The organism is Alicyclobacillus tolerans (assembly GCF_900142255.1).
In the GTDB taxonomy this organism is placed as follows: Bacteria; Bacillota; Bacilli; order Alicyclobacillales; family Alicyclobacillaceae; genus Alicyclobacillus_I; species Alicyclobacillus_I tolerans.
In genome coordinates, this window is sequence record NZ_FRAF01000012.1 from 1 (window position 1) to 16,069 (window position 16,069).

15 protein-coding genes are annotated in these 16,069 nt (G+C 44.8%); 1 reads left to right on the forward strand and 14 read right to left on the reverse strand.

Annotated features, from left to right (window positions below):
* Positions 1–350: 350 nt before the first annotated feature.
* The 10 genes from rny to BUA75_RS07920 all read right to left on the reverse strand — a co-directional run bounded on the left by rny (position 351) and on the right by BUA75_RS07920 (position 11,012).
* The gene (rny, locus tag BUA75_RS07875; protein ID WP_072874064.1) at positions 351–1,892 is read right to left on the reverse strand and encodes a ribonuclease Y; all 1,542 of its coding nucleotides are present in this window, start codon (positions 1,890–1,892) and stop codon (positions 351–353) included.
* Positions 1,893–1,984: 92 nt separating this feature from the next.
* The gene (locus BUA75_RS07880; protein ID WP_072874065.1) at positions 1,985–2,623 is read right to left on the reverse strand and encodes a regulatory protein RecX; all 639 of its coding nucleotides are present in this window, start codon (positions 2,621–2,623) and stop codon (positions 1,985–1,987) included.
* On the reverse strand, positions 2,613–3,656 hold the full coding sequence (gene recA, locus BUA75_RS07885; RefSeq protein WP_072874066.1) for a recombinase RecA: 1,044 nt from the start codon (positions 3,654–3,656) through the stop codon (positions 2,613–2,615). The genes BUA75_RS07880 and recA overlap by 11 nt, the downstream gene beginning before the upstream one ends.
* 198 nt (positions 3,657–3,854) lie before the next feature.
* The gene (locus tag BUA75_RS07890; RefSeq protein WP_072874149.1) at positions 3,855–5,438 is read right to left on the reverse strand and encodes a DEAD/DEAH box helicase; all 1,584 of its coding nucleotides are present in this window, start codon (positions 5,436–5,438) and stop codon (positions 3,855–3,857) included.
* 90 nt (positions 5,439–5,528) lie between these two features.
* Positions 5,529–6,791, reverse strand: a complete 1,263-nt coding sequence (locus BUA75_RS07895; protein WP_072874067.1) for a competence/damage-inducible protein A — start codon at positions 6,789–6,791, stop codon at positions 5,529–5,531.
* A gap of 2 nt (positions 6,792–6,793) precedes the next feature.
* Positions 6,794–7,384 carry a CDP-diacylglycerol--glycerol-3-phosphate 3-phosphatidyltransferase gene (pgsA, locus tag BUA75_RS07900; RefSeq protein ID WP_072874150.1) on the reverse strand — a complete coding sequence of 197 codons (591 nt, stop codon included), beginning with the start codon at positions 7,382–7,384 and terminating at the stop codon, positions 6,794–6,796.
* A gap of 131 nt (positions 7,385–7,515) precedes the next feature.
* The gene (locus BUA75_RS07905) at positions 7,516–8,007 is read right to left on the reverse strand and encodes a YajQ family cyclic di-GMP-binding protein (RefSeq protein WP_072874068.1); all 492 of its coding nucleotides are present in this window, start codon (positions 8,005–8,007) and stop codon (positions 7,516–7,518) included.
* A 50-nt stretch (positions 8,008–8,057) separates the two neighbouring features.
* Positions 8,058–9,008, reverse strand: a complete 951-nt coding sequence (locus BUA75_RS07910; RefSeq protein ID WP_072874069.1) for a helix-turn-helix domain-containing protein — start codon at positions 9,006–9,008, stop codon at positions 8,058–8,060.
* Positions 9,009–9,103: 95 nt separating this feature from the next.
* On the reverse strand, positions 9,104–9,901 hold the full coding sequence (locus BUA75_RS07915; protein ID WP_242650274.1) for a DUF3388 domain-containing protein: 798 nt from the start codon (positions 9,899–9,901) through the stop codon (positions 9,104–9,106).
* Between the two features lie 97 nt (positions 9,902–9,998).
* Positions 9,999–11,012 carry a hypothetical protein gene (locus BUA75_RS07920; RefSeq protein ID WP_207549731.1) on the reverse strand — a complete coding sequence of 338 codons (1,014 nt, stop codon included), beginning with the start codon at positions 11,010–11,012 and terminating at the stop codon, positions 9,999–10,001.
* A 208-nt stretch (positions 11,013–11,220) separates the two neighbouring features.
* Here BUA75_RS07920 and BUA75_RS07925 point away from each other — a divergent pair, with 208 nt between their 5' ends.
* A complete protein-coding gene (locus BUA75_RS07925; RefSeq protein ID WP_072874152.1) occupies positions 11,221–11,562 on the forward strand; it encodes a hypothetical protein in 342 nt (113 codons plus the stop codon).
* Between the two features lie 131 nt (positions 11,563–11,693).
* Here the strand turns inward: BUA75_RS07925 and BUA75_RS07930 are convergent, their stop codons facing one another.
* From BUA75_RS07930 to BUA75_RS07945, 4 genes are all read right to left on the reverse strand, one after another.
* On the reverse strand, positions 11,694–12,272 hold the full coding sequence (locus BUA75_RS07930) for a hypothetical protein (protein WP_129583564.1): 579 nt from the start codon (positions 12,270–12,272) through the stop codon (positions 11,694–11,696).
* Positions 12,273–12,383: 111 nt separating this feature from the next.
* Positions 12,384–14,873 carry an FtsK/SpoIIIE family DNA translocase gene (locus tag BUA75_RS07935; RefSeq protein WP_072874072.1) on the reverse strand — a complete coding sequence of 830 codons (2,490 nt, stop codon included), beginning with the start codon at positions 14,871–14,873 and terminating at the stop codon, positions 12,384–12,386.
* A 110-nt stretch (positions 14,874–14,983) separates the two neighbouring features.
* Complete coding sequence (locus BUA75_RS07940; RefSeq protein WP_072874073.1) at positions 14,984–15,211, reverse strand: YlzJ-like family protein; 228 nt, start codon at positions 15,209–15,211, stop codon at positions 14,984–14,986.
* On the reverse strand, positions 15,208–15,987 hold the full coding sequence (locus BUA75_RS07945) for a ClpP family protease (protein WP_083574197.1): 780 nt from the start codon (positions 15,985–15,987) through the stop codon (positions 15,208–15,210). Before BUA75_RS07945 ends, BUA75_RS07940 begins: the two co-directional genes overlap by 4 nt.
* Positions 15,988–16,069: the final 82 nt, after the last annotated feature.

Below are 16,069 nucleotides of genomic sequence, written 5' to 3' on the forward strand. Positions count from 1 at the left end.
TCAACGTTTCCTTTCAGAAACGCTTACCAGCATCGCTGGCGTGCCGGACAGACCTCCCCGGGTAAGAACGTTGTCTTTCCCTCCATCTACCCGCTCCATTTACTCTCGACAGCCTTCGGTAGCAAGGGCTTTGTCTTGTTTTGCAGACTCACCCAACTGTCGCTAGCCTCGATTGGAGTTCGTGAACCTCGGGTCGGAGGTTTGCCGCCGCCTTCCTTCAGATTCCACCTCACGGTGGACACCCTTGGCTTAAGCTAATGGCTACTGCTACCTTCACCATTCCGGACTCTCACCGTAGAGACAACGCCCATGCCGGGCGCACAAAAAATAGAGTAGCCGTAATGGCCACTCTATTTTGCGTATTCCACGGCTCTCGTCTCTCGAATGACGGTTACTTTAATTTGACCCGGATAATCCAATTCGTTTTCGATTTTTTTGGAGATTTGCTTGGCTACGCGTACAGATTCCGCATCATCAATCTGCTCAGGCTTGACAATGATACGAATTTCACGACCCGCCTGTATCGCATAGCTTTTTTCTACACCTTCAAAAGACTCAGCAATAGACTCTAATTTCTCTAAACGTTTCATGTAAATTTCCAATGTTTCGCGTCGAGCGCCAGGACGCGTTGCGGAAATGGCGTCTGCTGCAGCAACAATAACAGAAATAGGAGAAATAAACTCGACATCACCATGGTGCGCAGCAATCGCATTGATAACAATGGGATGTTCTTTATAACGACGAGCTAAATCAACGCCTATCTCTACATGCGAACCCTCTACTTCGTGAGTGACCGCCTTACCTACATCGTGTAAAAGTCCTCCGCGTTTGGCTAACGCCACATCGAGTCCCAATTCAGCAGCCATCATACCAGCCAAATGTGCTACTTCTATGGAATGCTTCAAGACATTTTGACCATAGCTCGTCCGGAACCGCAAACGACCAACCAACTTAACCAAATCGGGATGCAGACCATGAACACCTGTATCAAAAGTCGCCTGTTCTCCCTCTTCACGAATGAGTTCATCAATGTCACGCCTAGCTTTTTCAACCATTTCTTCTATGCGCGCTGGATGAATACGGCCATCAGCCACCAAACGTTCCAGAGCCACTTTGGCAATCTCTCGCCGAACCGGATCAAATCCGGACAGAATTACAGCTTCAGGCGTATCATCGATAATTAAATCTATACCAGTCAAGGTTTCTAACGTGCGAATATTACGACCCTCACGACCGATAATACGGCCTTTCATTTCATCATTAGGCAGAGAAACAACGGATACTGTAATTTCTGAAGCGTGATCGACCGCACAACGCTGGACTGCAGCAGCGACTATGTCTTTCGCGCGTCGATCGGCCTCGCGTTTTGCTTCCTGTTCTATTTCTTTCATCAAAACAGCAGCATCATGACGAGATTCGCGTTCTACATCGGCCAATATTAACTCTTTGGCACTCTCTCTGGTCAAGCCAGAAATGCGTTCCAATTCTCTGATTTGTTCCGCTTGCAACATTTCAATGCGAGAACGGATATTTTCCAATTCATTCTCACGAATTTTCAAACTCTCTGACTTTTGCTCCAAAGCTTCTAACTTGCGATCAATCGACTCTTCTTTTTGCAAAACTCTTCGTTCCAGCTTTTGCAACTCAGAGCGGCGATCTCTCAATTCTCGTTCAGCTTCTTGACGAATGCGGTGCGCTTCTTCTTTAGCTTCCAGCAGAGCCTCTTTTTTACGGGCTTCGGCATCTCTTTCCGCCGACTCTAAAATATGCAACGCTCGTGATTCCGCACTGCCGATTTTATTTTCCGCCATGATTCGACGCAAAATATATCCTAAGAAGAAACCCAATAACAGAGCAACAATGGTAACCAATATCCATAAAGCTATATTCACTGAAAAAGCCTCCCTGCTCCATTCACACAGCCACAATTGAGCTGCGGAATCTAAACCACAATCGAGCTAGAGGCCGTAAAATATACGCAACCTTATATTATCGGTTCGTCCCAATCGTTGTCAAGAAAAGCGACACGCTTGGCAATATCGTAAGAAAATCCTTTTCTTTGCAAATATTGTATAAGTTTTCTTTTTAAATCCTGAGAATGATCTTTCGATTTTTTTCGAAGATATTTTTCCACAAGCAACTTAGCTGCTGCTTCTTCATCCCAATCTGAACAAACTGTGTCTAAAACACCACTTTGTATGCCTCGCTGTTTCAGTTTCATCATAATATAAGCGCGACTTTGTTGGGATTGATGTTGTTCAGCGTACATACTTGCATACCGTCTATCGTCTAAAAACTTGCGGTCTTGCAAAACTTTTAATACTTGTTGTATCTGTTCTTCTGGATACCCTTTTTCTTGCAAATATCGCTGTGTTTGAAATACTGTACGCATTTGATAGCGCAAATAGCGCAGAGCAGACTTCCAGATTTTGCTGAATGCCGCATGTTCCTGCAGTCTAGCTCTATCTTCGGCAGACAGACGTTTTCCCGAATAGAGATGGTAGTCTGAAACAATATGAACGGCTACAGTTAATGCTGTACCATCATCCAAAAGAATAGACACTAAGTCTGAATCCTCCGGTCGAACAGAAACAACCATACTTTCTTTTTCTTCAATCCTCATATCCGTCTACATCATCCGTTACAGACTGAAATAACTGGGCACTTTGTCCTACCTGAAAATGCTCTCTAATTTTCATTTCAATGGACTCCGCAACATCTGGATGCTCTTTTAAATACTGCTTGGCATTTTCCCTACCTTGACCAATACGCTCATCTCCATAGGAATACCAAGCACCACTCTTCTGAATAATTTCCAGTTCTGTAGCTAAATCAATTAAGCTACCTTCACGTGAGATGCCTTCACCAAACATGATATCCACATCAACTTGCTTAAAGGGTGGAGCAACTTTATTTTTAACCACTTTAATTCGTGTTCTACTACCTACAATATCGTTTCCCTGTTTTAGAGATTCTGCACGTCGTATTTCCAGTCTTACAGAAGCGTAGAATTTAAGTGCGCGTCCCCCAGTTGTGGTTTCAGGATTCCCAAACATGACGCCAACTTTTTCCCGAATTTGGTTAATAAAAATACATATGGTTTTTGACTTAGAGATGGCGCCAGCCAATTTTCGAAGTGCTTGTGACATCAGGCGTGCTTGCAAGCCAACATGAGAATCTCCCATATCTCCTTCCAATTCGTTCTTAGGAACGAGCGCAGCCACCGAATCGACAACCACAATATCTACCGCACCACTGCGCACAAGGGCTTCTGCGATTTCCAATGCCTGTTCTCCTGTATCCGGTTGGGAGATGAGCATTTCGTCAATATCGACTCCTAATTTGGAGGCATAGATGGGGTCAAGCGCGTGCTCTGCATCAATATAGGCAGCCTGTCCACCACGTTTCTGCACTTCCGCGACTGCATGCAAAGCAACAGTCGTTTTGCCTGAGGATTCTGGACCATAAATCTCAATGATTCTTCCACGCGGTAATCCACCTACACCAAGTGCGATATCTAATGCAATGGAACCTGTGGGAATTGTCTCTACATTCATTGAAGCAGACGCTTCTCCCAATTTCATAATTGACCCTTTGCCAAATTGTTTCTCAATTTGTTTTAATGCCATATCTAATGCGGCGCGCTTGTCTCCCATGCGGGCACCTTCCATTCTCAATTTCGTTATCTCTACTCTCAAAAATTCGTGAAACCTGATTTCTTTCCTGCACTCTATTGTATCAATCTCACCAAAGAATGCAAACATTTGTTCGCATAAAAAAGCAATCTGAGAAATACTCAGATTGCTGACTTAGTTCATCATGCCCAAGGAGGGAAGTTTTTACGTTCAAATTGGTTAATGACGCACCCGCGCACGGGGTTTTGCAGGCTCCATATTGACTCGTGCCCCATTAATGCGCGTTTGTTTAAGCGCTTCATAAACAAACGGAGCAGACTCTTCCTCAATTTCAATAAATGTAAAGCGGTCAAAAATATCAATTTTTCCCACTGCTTGTCCTGGCACACCAGCTTCATCTGAGATGGCTCGAACAAAATCAGCCGGAGACATGCGAGCGGCCCTTCCAATGTTGACAAAAAAGCGAACCATGCCCGGCGAAGCACCGGTATCCCCAAAATCGTAATCCACCTGTTCTTCCGCTTGTAAATCACCTGCAGAAGCAATTTTTAGCAGAGCGCAGGCAATATCAATTGGATCATAATCATCAATGACTCGACCTAAAACAGCTCGATAATGGCCTAGTCCTCCATCTTGAATCGCCTCTATGACACGATTGCGCCAAATTTCCGCTTGACGTTCTGCCACATCAGCCAAAGACGGTACTTCACGCAATATCATACTGGATTTGGTCTCACGTTCAATTTGCTTGAGCAACTTAAACTCGCGAGGCGTTACCAAAGTAATAGCCAATCCTTGCTTACCAGCCCGTCCGGTACGCCCGATCCGGTGCACATAGGATTCTGGGTCCTGAGGAATATCATAATTGATAACATGCGTCACATTGTCTACATCGATACCTCGTGCGGCTACATCGGTAGCAACAAGCAACTCGATATCATTGGTACGGAAGCGTTTCATAACGCGATCGCGCTGAGCCTGACTTAAATCTCCATGCAATCCATCTACCAAGTAACCACGAGCAAGCAAAGCCTCAACTAACTCATCTACTCCACGCTTGGTCCGACAGAAAATAATCCCAAGTGAAACTTCTTCAGAATCGATAATTCGACAAAGGCTTTCCAGCTTATTGCGCTCTAGTACCTTGTAATAGACTTGATCGATACGCGGAACGGTCACTTCGCCGCGATTTACCGTCACATGTTCAGGTGAACTCATATAGCGACCTGCTAAACGGCGTACCTCGTTGGGAAACGTCGCAGAAAAAAGCAAAGTCTGACGTTGGTCTGGCGTTTCTTGAAGAATGGATTCAATATCTTCAATGAATCCCATATCGAGCATTTCATCAGCCTCATCAAGAACAACTGTCCGCACTTGACTGAGACGAAGCGTTCCTCGACGGATATGATCGAGTACGCGCCCTGGCGTTCCGATAATAATTTGAACGCCTTGTTGAATAGTACGAATTTGATGACCAATCGATTGTCCACCATAAATAGGAAGAGCGCGCACACGCTTATATTTAGCGATTTTCCGAAACTCTCCTGCCACTTGAATAGCCAATTCACGAGTGGGCGTAAGAACTAACGCCTGCACGTGATGATCAGCACTCACTGTTTCTACGAGAGGAATACCAAAAGCAGCTGTTTTTCCAGTTCCTGTTTGAGCTTGTCCAATCACATCGACACCGGATAGAATCACTGGAATTGCCGCCGCCTGAATGGGAGATGGTTCTTCATATCCCATTTCATCAATTGCTTGCTGAACTTTCTTACTTAAATTAAACGCTGCAAATGAACTCATTTTCTCACCTTCCTGATTCTCCCCAACCTCGCTCCAAACATTCCACGTCCTGTTTGTATAGAACAAGCTGCCTTCCAAAAGGACCAAAGTTTATGAATGAAGATGTTGCCATAACCTCCACAGCGCCTGTTTGGCTGAACGTATCTGAATTTGTTCGCGAGATCCTCGCAAATGCAGGCTATACGCCTCGGATACGCCATCTAATCCTGCAACACCAATGTACACGGTGCCCACAGGCTTTTCATCGCTACCGCCACTCGGTCCGGCAATACCTGTTACAGAAAGCCCCCAATCCGCATCCAGCGCGTCTTTAACACCTTGCGCCATGGCAATCGCGGTTTCTCTGGAAACAGCTCCATGTTGAAGCAAAACTTGTGAAGAAACATGCAATATTTTATTTTTGATCTCGTTATGGTAAGCTACAACGCCACCACGATAGACTGAGGAAACCCCAGGTAACTGTGTAAGCATAGATTGAACAAGTCCACCTGTACAACTTTCTGCTACTGCCAAAGTCAATCCGCTATTGTGCAACCTGTTGACTACAGCACTTTGCAGATTCTCCTCGTCCACACCATAAATATAACCACCAAGTCGCCTGCGTATCTCCGCTTCCACTGGAGCGATTTTGGACCACGCCGACGACTCATTTGCTGCACTCGCTGTAATGCGTAACAACATTTCCCCTTCTCCTGCGAGCGGGGCTACGGTAGGATTGGAAGTTGCGGTCAAATCCCGTACTTGAGCATCGACATCTGATTCCCCTATACCGCAAAAATGCAAAACACGCGAACGAACTACTTTTTGATTGCCAAATAACCGCTCCAAAGTTGGTATGACTTCAGCCAAAAGCATGGGATGCATTTCCAAAGGGGGGCCTGGCAAGAGAAAATAATGAATCCCTTCCTGCTCTACATATTGGCCTGGAGCCGTCCCATTGGGGTTAGCCAAAAGACGACCACCTTCAATACAGAGCGCCTGCTTGCGATTAGATTCTGGCATGGGCCGCTGACGCTTCGCAAAATAAGCTTCGACTTCACGCAACGCATTCTCATCCATAATGAGATTACGTCCTAGATAATCCGCCAATGCTTCTTTAGTCAGATCATCTACAGTAGGACCCAATCCGCCTGTTACTATGACTACATTCGCACGCTGAGAGGCGATGCGAAAACTTTCGACTATTCGCTCAAAATTATCACCAACAGCAGTATGATAGTAAACATACAATCCATGCTTGGCAAATTCTTCAGAGATATATTGAGCATGACGGTTGTGAATCTGTCCCAACAATATTTCTGAACCTACAGCAATCAGTTCCGCCTCGCATGCGGCAGCCATAGAAACATTCATCCTTAGCGCGATTCATCTCCTGCCATCTGTGTCACCTGTTTGTTTTTAACAAAATAATCCACACCCGAAGCGACTGTCATAATGACCATCAGGTAAACCATTGCCTCATCAAACGGAAATCCAACGACGGAAAAAGGAAAATTGTTCAACATGAGGGCAATCATTGCAACAATTTGAGTCACAGTTTTCCACTTAGCCAGTTTACTTGCCGCAATTACAATGCCGTCAGCAGCTGCAACAAGCCGCAACCCTGTCACAGCAAACTCCCGACTTATAATAAGAATGGCTATCCAAGCAGACAGACGCTGCATCTCAACAAGAGAGATGAGTACGGCTGAAATCAGCAGTTTATCAGCAAGCGGATCTAAAAACTTCCCAAAATTCGTAATCATTTTCCGCTTGCGTGCAATATATCCGTCCAGGCCATCCGTTCCAGCAGCAATCATAAAGACAAGCGCCGCAATCATTTCACTGCCTGTAGTAGTCCGCCCATTAATGGTAAACGACCAGAATTGATAGTGAATCAGCAGTAAAAAACTGACGACCGGCACAAGAAAAATCCTGGCAAGCGTAATCCGGTTCGCCAGATTCAATCGCACACACGCCCCATTCGGACAAGGTATACCCGTAAACTTTCACAACAATCCGATTGTGTGAGTGAAAACAGAAACCCGAAAATACGAACGATTGCCACTCTATTGACTATCATACCATAAGTTTTGACTCAGCGGTAATTTGTAAACTGCAGGGCGACTGGCAAATCAACCTCCCGCAACATTGCAATCACAGCCTGCAAATCGTCGCGACTTTTTCCTGTCACGCGGACTTGATCTCCTTGAATTTGAGCCTGAACTTTCACTTTACTGTCACGAATCAGCTTCGTGATGGACTTCGCTGTCTCCTGATCGATTCCTTGTTGTAATTGAAAAGTCTGGCGTACGGTCCCGCCGGATGCTGCCTCTGTTTTACCTGGTTTCAACGCTTTTAAGGGAACGTCACGCTTGACAAGTTTACTCTGCAATACATCCAACAACTGTGAAAGTTTATATTCGTCATCCGAGACCAGGACAAGAGCATTTTCCTCAAGTCGAATCTCGCTTTTACTTCCTTTAAAATCAAATCGATTTTCAATCTCTTTCTGGGCTTGATGAACAGCGTTAGCCACTTCAGCCATTTCTATTTTAGAAACAATATCAAAAGATGCTTCTTTAGCCACAAAAATAACCTCCCGCAACTTCTTGAGTTCAGATTTCAACAGTCCTGACTTCAGGATTTTTGAACAATATCGATATTCAGCGGTTGTTGCACAGAAGGAAGCGCCACGGATTGACCGTCAATTTTGAGTGACGCACCCGGAACATTACCTACACGCAAAAGAATGTTACTACCTGTCCAAGAATGACTCGCACCTTGACTGAGTAAAAGACTAGAATTCACCATAGCCCCATTCACAGTCGCCTGCAGCCAACAGCCATTGGCAGCCGTTGCCGTAATCGTTACCTGCGTGGGTTTTGGCCCAGAAACAGTATAGGTCATAGCCCCATTTTGCACTGGAGACGACAAAATCGAGACCGTTGGCTGCTTGGGAAGATTCGTCGTTTGCCCATATGTAGCTTGACTCGTACTCGATGATGGATGAGATGTAGATGACTGATTACTGTGATTCGACAATGAAGTGCTTAACGCTGAATCCGCTGTTGTATGATTCATAGGCGAACGATTGGCCTGATCATTATGAAGCACCACAATACCAACGACAATAGCGGCCAGCACTACTCCTACGACCCCCGCCTGAAGCAACGCTCCACCTGGCAAGCTCGGACGAGTTCTGTCCATTTTGGAACGGTCGTTCTTTTGAGATGATGATTCAGAAGCATCACCCGTTCGGGAAAGTACTGTTTGCTCAGAAAAAGTCCGAGATTCTGAAGGTTCTTCTGTGGATTGCAGATTTGTTTTTTCTTTGATTGACTGTTCTCTGTGCACAGCATCCAACTCTGCCAGAAGAGCCATGCCATCCATCTGCAAAAGTTCGGCGTACGTGCGAACAAAACCTCGCGCATAAACATCGCCAGGTAAAAAATCCCATTCACCATTCTCAATCGCCCGCAAATAGTGCTTGCGAATTTTCGTTTGCTGCTCCACCTCTTCCAAGCTGAGCCCTAGTCTTTCTCTCTGTTGCCTTAATTTTTCGCCCAGCGCCCGAACAGCAGCATGCATGAACAACATTCTCCTTTCATGTATCTCTTCTATTCACTTCGCTTAAACACCGCGTCAGTCAGAGACGTTATCATCCTTGACAGATGAGGGTGAATTTACTCATTCCAAGCAGCCGCCTGACGCTCATATTCATCGTAACGAATTTCTTCACTAGGTTCGCGACGCAATTCTATAACATAATCAAACAAATCCCAATTATATCGGGAATGACGGACAAAGATATCAGGGTGCTCGATCACGATAGGGGCATCCAAACGCAGTACCTCCTCCAGGCAGGCCTGATGTTCTTCATCGCCGCGAAAACAGGATACAGCCCCATCAATGATATAGACAAATTGATCATTAAGGAAATCGGCTGGCGGCAAATTGCGTAAGATAGTTTGTTTAAGCAACGTCGATGAAACAAAAAACCAACGTTTATTGGCATATACACTTGCAGCCACTATCGATTCCGTTTTACCTACTCGCGGTTGACCGCGCAGTCCTACAATCTGCCTGCCCGGACGTTTTAACAATTCACCTAAAAAGTCAACCAACACACCGAGTTCGTCTCGCACAAATCGATACGTACGAGTCTCAGCATCACTGCGTTCTATAAAACGACCATGTCTTAACGCTAACCGATCGCGCAAAGAAGGGGGACGTAAGGCATCTAATTCAGCATCTTCAATAGAGGAAAGCATGGTCTTGAGTGCTTCAATACTCTCTTCCTTATCTGTTAAAATCAAAAATCCACGGCGTGATTCAGAAACTGCTGCTAACTGGACAATATTAAACCCCAGCATCCCCAGAAGCGAAGCTACATCTCCCAACAATCCTGGACGATTTTTAAGAATGTGATATTGAAAATACAATTCAAATTTTGCTTGACTTGCGTCTGTCGGCAAATCCACGCTATCCCCTCCCTTTACCAAACTTCAATGACATATAGCAAAAAGAAACGGCGAGCAGTGCGTACATAAGCAACCCAACCCTAAATTTTGCAGTCCTCTAGGAACCACTTTGAATGAAAGGATTCCAAGCTGCTTGCAAATTTCCGGGCAATTTTGACCATGCGACAGAAGGATTCAATTTGCCATCTATAATTTGCCCGATTAATTGATGAGCCGCTTGAATAAGGCTAACTGGCAACATTTTGTCCTGAAGAATGACTAGGTGCGGCGTGACTACTGATAGGACACCTGAAGTGGGCAAGTCATTTTGCTCATATCGCTGAAGCAATTCCGGCAAAATTGAAGGCCCTGGGAAGCCAAACGCAGCTACATCGTTTGAGGCAGAAAGTGGCGCAGCAGACAGATGGTAGACGAGTGAATGGCTTTGCAATAGCCAGGATTGCGCAGCCGAAGACAAGGTTCCTGCCGCAAGTACAAGTTGTGGCGCCGGCAAACTGGTCTGGGATGGAAAATACACAGATTGGTGTGTACTGCGTTGGACGGATGGAATATTTTGTAAAATAATGGAACATTTAGGATTAGCTTGATACACACCCGCCAAAGCAGCAGCCATTGCTGCGGCAGAAGGTTGAGAGCTAATTCCTGCTAAAAGGCCAATTTGTGGCATCGCTAGAAAGCGGCTATTGAGCCCGGCCAAATACCCCACTACATAAGCAGCATCTACTTCTGACTCCTTCACTGTCAACCTCTTCCCATGACCTGTCGAGGCGCTGAGAGGAACTAAGGCCAACGGTCCTTGACTCGACCCTACATCCGCATTTCCCCATTGTCCAACGACGACTGCCAAACCTTGCGGAGCTTTTTTATGAAACTGTTGAATTTGCCCTATCAACTGATGAACTTTGACAGACTGGACCCATACATCAAGATTAGATTTTTCCGCTTCATAAACTGCTTGAGCCGTAGTCCATCCTTGAGTTGAAGATGTAATAAAGATTTCCGCAGCTTTTTTACTGACACTCGGTTTCATATGGCTAATATCTGGAGCTCCACAGCCGACAGCCAGTCCCGAACATACTGCTATAAAAGTGAAGAATAAACTTTTTCGCACTCGAGAATGAAAAATGCTTTTTAAATGTTTCATTGGTTAATTGTAGCACTCCATTTTTCCCTTGTCAGTCCAATTCTGGATTGACAACACTAAAATCATGATCACCCATCAGTTTAACATGATTTGCAGTAAATTTATTTCTCGTCTTTATCTTGCCTTTCTTTATGCTGTTCGTGATAATGAGAGTAGGAAAGGATGAATCTGTGTGATGAATTATAGTGGCGGAGACCACTTGTCTGTCGCCAAAGCTCTCTATCAGTTAGATTTTTATCTTCAACAATTAAACATGGATATTCGTGTACGCGACTTGTATGAACGCGCCTATCGAGAAAAACGCGGTGACCGATATGATGATCGATGGTTGCAAGTATTGGACGAACACCTCGAGGTACGCGACTCCCTGTCTGAACCTTTTACAACCCAAACTATTCTAGAAGTTCTCATGCGTACTGGGCATGAACCACTTGTCCGCAGTCTAATGAGAGAAATACGTCGCCGTAAAATTGGCTTTACACACATCTATCTGATTGGTCGCTCCTCTCGACGTTAATCTACAGGATGAAAGAAAGCCAGCATTGCTAAGGGACACGCCAATGCTGGTTTCCATTCTCAAGATTCTATTTTCTTATCAGAACTATTCATGCATCATCCAACTGACATGGAATACTATCCTACCCTTGCTTATCCTAAGGAACGTGCCTGGTACCAAAGTTCTGTTGTCCCACTTTGCAAATTTGAAGGATCCTCCTCTATATCATGCAACATCGCCTGCCAATTACTACCCTCTTGGCCAGCAGTTACAGCCGCCAACGCTTCATATTCTATTTTTCCCATACCAGCTGTGGCTACCAATTGACCATTGACCATGACGTCAAGTTCCGCCTGTCCAACTGGTAATCCAGATTGATAGACGGCTTGAAAATAAGTCATAGCCCAATTACCCAGTTGTTGTGAGGAGACATTATCCAACGTGGGAGGAGTTGATATTTCTGCCGAAACATCCAGTTGCTGATGATTGGCTGATTGAATGACAAGATCGGTTAGATACGGGACAGGAGAAAGCGCTTCTGCCAATTTTGCGCGCACTCCTTGCGGAGGATCGGCAACAGAAAATAATGACTCATTTGCAGATTGGGTTTGAGACGGCGATTGCCCTACAGAAAGTTTACCGATAGATCTCGTATTCTTTGCCCATATCCAACCGCATCCCAAGATACTCAAAACAATAAAAAACGAAAGCCATTTACGAAAGCTGTTCAAAAGGAGATCGCCTCCGTCCTCATTCATCAACCTATCAGAAGGATCCAGGTATGGAACGCCTCCTGAATTAAGATTATGTATAGTGACGGACAAGCATGACTGCTTTTAAACTTATGGATTCTCCGACTTATGAACCGAACGCAAGAAATTGGAATTTTTCATTTCTTCCCACTGCAGTTTGCTAATGAGTAAATCGCGCGGTTTACTTCCTTCAAATCGACCGACAAAGCCTTGTTGCTCCATTTGATCGACAATCCGAGCCGCTCTTGAATAACCAACTCGAAATCGCCTCTGTATCATGGAAACAGAGGCATGACCATTATCCACAACGAGATCCATCGCATCTACAAATAGCGGATCTAAAGGAGCATCCGTAACGGCTTCTTCCGATTCTTCAGGAATTTGTAAATCAACCGTATACACAGCATTTTGCTGTTCTTTGACGTATTCCACCAAGCGTTCAATTTCTCCTTCAGACACAAAAGCTCCCTGAACGCGAGTTGATTTAGGCGCTCCTACTGGCCAATAGAGCATATCACCACGTCCAAGCAATTTTTCAGCTCCACCGCTGTCCAAAATCGTACGAGAATCTGCCATAGAAGAAACTGCAAAAGCAATACGGCTAGGTATATTAGCCTTAATGACTCCCGTTATAACATCTACAGATGGTCTTTGTGTGGCAACAATCAAATGAATGCCTGCAGCACGCGCCATTTGCGCAATACGACAAATTGCATCTTCGACATCCCCTGGAGCCACCATCATTAAATCAGCCAACTCATCAACAATGACAACAATATAAGGAAGAGCATCGAGCCCTTCTTCCTGTAACAACTGGTTGTAGCGCTCAATATCTCTTGCACCGCGATCGGCAAATAATTTATAGCGGTTCTCCATCTCCTGCACAACTTTCTTTAGAGCGAAGGCTGCCTTACGCGGATCGGTTACTACAGGTGCTAAAAGATGCGGGATACCATTGTAGCCATTCAGCTCAACCATTTTGGGGTCAATCATCATAAACTTCACTTCATGCGGTTTAGCGCGTACGAGTAAAGAGGCAATCATGCCGTTGATACATACGCTTTTTCCCGATCCGGTAGCACCTGCTACCAATAAATGTGGCATCTTTTGAAGATTGCCAATGATAGCATTGCCAGCTATATCGCGGCCGAGCGCAATCGCCAACTTTGACTCATGCTTTTGAAATTCTTCTGATTCAAGCACTTCGCGTAACGTTACAACTGCAATCTCCTGATTAGGAATTTCAATGCCAATGACAGATTTACCCGGAACAGGAGCTTCCATACGAATACCTGATGCCGCTAATGCAAGCGCAATGTCATCAGTCAAACCTACTATCTTTGAGACTTTTACACCTGCAGCAGGCTGCAACTCATAACGGGTTACAGTAGGTCCTCGACTGATTTCCAGAACTTTAGCATGTACACCAAAACTCTCCAAGGTAGCTTCTAATTTACGCGCATTTTCATGTGCACTTTGTTGATTGAATCCCGATTTTGGAGATTGCGGTAATGTAAAGAGATGAAGCGGAGGTAGACGGTAATTCTCATCATGCACTGGAACACCGACCGTATAAGGAAATTCTTCTTCAACTACTGGAGTGCGTCCAGATAAACCTGCGGACGCACCTCCTTGAGATGCACTTCTTTGAGATTTTTGCAAATGAGCAGGTGGTAACGGCGATATTAGTCCATCTGATGCTTTAGATTCTGCTGCTTCAACAGCTTTCTCACGCACTTGTGCAGCAAAATCACGAACAATGGGTCTTTGTATAGAATGTTTTTCCTCAGAACCAGCATTCTTTTCAAATCCAGCTTCTGAATTTTTATCCGTTGAACCCGCTTCAAAAATTTCTCCATCAATGATGAGCTGAGGTCTACGGCGACTCTTTTTCTCATTTGAAGGTGGTGTTTCGAGAGTGGCTGGTTCAGTATCTGTATCTTTTTCGAGCAGAACATTAGCAAATTGACGACTGCCTTTCCAGAGATTATCCAGACGTTTTTCCATCCATCGGGTACCTCTTTGAACTCCTTTAACCAATGATTTCTCTGTAGTCAATGCAGCTCCCAGCAAAACAGCAATACCTAAAATCAAAAGCGTACCCAGTGTGGAAAACAGGTAGTGCAAGACAGAAAAACAAGCATAGCCAATTAAACCACCACCTGCAGCTGGAACTGTCGTTCCATCAAGACTGCCTGTCAAAACATAAACGCGCAAAGACTGAAGTGCATGCAGTGTGGCCGAATAGAGCGGGACCGTACTGTCTGGTGGAAGAGAGGCGGCATAACTTTGAAAGAAGAAAAATTCCATTCCTGTTAACCATGTCAGAAACAGAATTAATAGGCCGATGTGACGATGGTTCCAAACAAACGAAGTACGTTTGACCATCATAAACAGGGCAGCGTAGCCTATAAAAATAGGGAGTAAAAAACTCCATGAACCTGCCAAATAAATAAAAGCGACATCAACATACCGTCCAACCAAACCTAATTTGCCAAGTGCAAGAGCAGAGCCTGTCAACATGGCTAGGCCGATGGTTTCATATTTTAAAACTTCTCGACGCTGAACTCTTTTTCCCATGCAGAACCTCCTGCATGTGGATAACTACTATCCGCATGCCTTGTAAATTTCTCGAAACAAGGTGGAGATTCCTGCAAACAAGGGAGACAATTCAATGATTTACAGATAACTTAGATGGTGCAAGTATGCAGTGGAATATGCATTCCTGGCGATAAATCAGAACGCAAAAAATCCTTTGGACGCATGGATAAAATTCTCTCAACACGAGCTAACCCATTCTCTAGCGGCTCAACCAACAGCTGAATTCCTTGATACTCGACTTTCTGTAATCGAACGCTGTAACTTTCCAACATGTTGTACATGATCTCTTCACAGTCTGCGACGGTCCACAAAATCATTGTTGCATCACTCCATCTGTTGCAATCGTTGGATTCCAAACAGAAGCATTTTGTTGCATCAATTCACGAAGTTTACGAATAGCTTGTCCAAGCCCACCAATTTCATCAACCAAGCCATAAGCTACCGCATCTCGTCCTACAACTGTCGTTCCAATATCACGCGCCAATTCACCTGTATTCAGCATAAGCTTACGAAAGACAGATTCACTGATATGCGAATGCTGTACAACAAAACGAATGACACGCTCTTGCATCTTCTCTAAATATTCAAATGATTGGGGCACGCCAATGACCATGCCTGTCAAACGGATAGGGTGAATCGTCATTGTAGCTGTTTCAGCAATAAACGTATAATCACAGGATACAGCAATCGGAACACCGATCGAATGTCCGCCGCCCAAAACAAGAGAAACTGTTGGTTTGCTCATGCTTGCAACCATTTCGGCAATGGCTAACCCAGCTTCAACATCTCCACCAACAGTATTCAAAATCAACAGTAATCCTTTAATGTCCTTGCTCTGTTCAGCAGCGACCAATTGTGGAATGATATGTTCGTATTTGGTCGTCTTGTTTTGGGGTGGCAGAACCATATGTCCCTCAATCTGACCAATAATAGTAAGACAATGAATATCACTATCTGAGAGCGGAACGTCTGTTTCACCAAATTTCTCAATACTCTGCTCTGTCATACCAATTGGATGACTTGCTTGCTCTTCCTGGGGATTGGATTGCGGGATATTATTTTTGGAACTTTGGCGATGATCAGCCAGACTCATGTTGGAATCACCCTCATTATCCCGGGCCTAATGATGGTTTGCGCTGCAGAGCGGGCCCATTTTCAACCAGCCATAGTATCTG

What these genes read in the sequence shown, in the direction of transcription:
- BUA75_RS07880 (WP_072874065.1), bottom strand. Translation starts at nt 2,623, where the DNA reads ATGAGGATTGAAGAAAAAGAAAGTATGGTTGTTTCTGTTCGACCGGAG.
- recA (WP_072874066.1), bottom strand. Translation starts at nt 3,656, where the DNA reads ATGGGAGACAAGCGCGCCGCATTAGATATGGCATTAAAACAAATTGAG.
- BUA75_RS07890 (WP_072874149.1), bottom strand. Translation starts at nt 5,438, where the DNA reads ATGAGTTCATTTGCAGCGTTTAATTTAAGTAAGAAAGTTCAGCAAGCA.
- BUA75_RS07895 (WP_072874067.1), bottom strand. Translation starts at nt 6,791, where the DNA reads ATGAATGTTTCTATGGCTGCCGCATGCGAGGCGGAACTGATTGCTGTA.
- BUA75_RS07910 (WP_072874069.1), bottom strand. Translation starts at nt 9,008, where the DNA reads ATGCATGCTGCTGTTCGGGCGCTGGGCGAAAAATTAAGGCAACAGAGA.
- BUA75_RS07925 (WP_072874152.1), top strand. Translation starts at nt 11,221, where the DNA reads ATGAATTATAGTGGCGGAGACCACTTGTCTGTCGCCAAAGCTCTCTAT.
- BUA75_RS07935 (WP_072874072.1), bottom strand. Translation starts at nt 14,873, where the DNA reads ATGGGAAAAAGAGTTCAGCGTCGAGAAGTTTTAAAATATGAAACCATC.
- BUA75_RS07940 (WP_072874073.1), bottom strand. Translation starts at nt 15,211, where the DNA reads ATGATTTTGTGGACCGTCGCAGACTGTGAAGAGATCATGTACAACATG.
- BUA75_RS07945 (WP_083574197.1), bottom strand. Translation starts at nt 15,987, where the DNA reads ATGAGTCTGGCTGATCATCGCCAAAGTTCCAAAAATAATATCCCGCAA.